This window comes from Luteimonas sp. A611 (assembly GCF_054072715.1).
Map to the genome: position 1 here is coordinate 1 of NZ_JBSVRP010000015.1, position 1,033 is coordinate 1,033.

The following is a 1,033-nucleotide window of genomic DNA, read 5'->3' on the forward strand; positions in this document are numbered from 1 at the left end:
TCATCAATGCCAGGCGCCGCGACGAGCTTCGGGCCGAGGGCCTGGCACTGGCTTGAGCGGCACGCTTCAAGACAGTTGCTGAATTAAGCCGCGCCGCGAAGCGGCGTCGGCTTGAATGAATTGTTAGCCCTCTGCTGCGCCACGCTCAACGAGCTTGATCTTGTTGTCCTCAATGGCCCAGAGGGTTCCATTTGGCGGCGTGGAAACATACATGGTTTTCTTGGCCCAAAGGCTCCAAAACACGTGTGCCTCTGTGGGAACAGGGTCGAGCAAGTGCGTGATCATTAGCCCTACTGAACGAGGATTAGTTTGCAAGGCGATACAAGTGCGGGTAAATCCGCGCCGCGAAATCACCTTGGAGCCATCAGTCTCGACGCGGTAGGTGCCCCCTATCGGAACGACGTTGCTCTTTGTGGTTCCAGGAAGCAGGTACACAACCCAGCTCTGAGTGGGGGCGCCATTGCCCGGCAACACAACGGAGTTGTAGTCGTTGGAGCACGGCTGAAAGTTTGAAGCTAATGCTGTGACGCGAGCCGCAGCAGCGCCAGACTCAAACTCGGTCAGAGGGGTGGGCGCGTCAAGCACAGCGATAGGGCCAACGAGCCTGCCGGTGTTTGAAACTATGGCGCGGTACAGCGCTGCAGGAGCTTGATCGATGAACGTAACGGTGATCTCGCCTTGTCGCTCCTCAGTGATCCAACCCTTTACGCGCTTGTCTTTCTTGAATGCACGAATCTCAAGAGCCGCATCCGTAGCAACTGCAGCAGCCCGATCATGGCGATAGATGGCCGATCCCGTAGCTTCAGCCGCTTGTAGTGCGACAGCTTCTTGGTCAGCTGGCAATTCAACGGGTAGTGGTTCCTGTGCAGTAGCCGATTGGCAGGCAAAGGCGAGGGCAAGCGCTAGAAAGTAACGGGTCATATGGATCTCGGTTAAGAGGGCTAACGCCTAAGTTAAGCCGCGCCGCAGCGGGGTGTGAAGCACATGGCAAGCTGTACCTGCCATGTGGTTTGCGCCCCGATGCGGTGTCGGC

At 57.5% G+C, this 1,033-nt stretch carries 1 protein-coding gene; it reads right to left on the minus strand.

Translation table 11 applies throughout. The annotated features are described in order from the left end of the window. Positions 1-123 precede the first annotated feature (123 nt). Positions 124-921, minus strand: a complete 798-nt coding sequence (locus ACW5EG_RS17035) for a hypothetical protein (protein WP_457022485.1) — start codon at positions 919-921, stop codon at positions 124-126. Positions 922-1,033 lie beyond the last annotated feature (112 nt).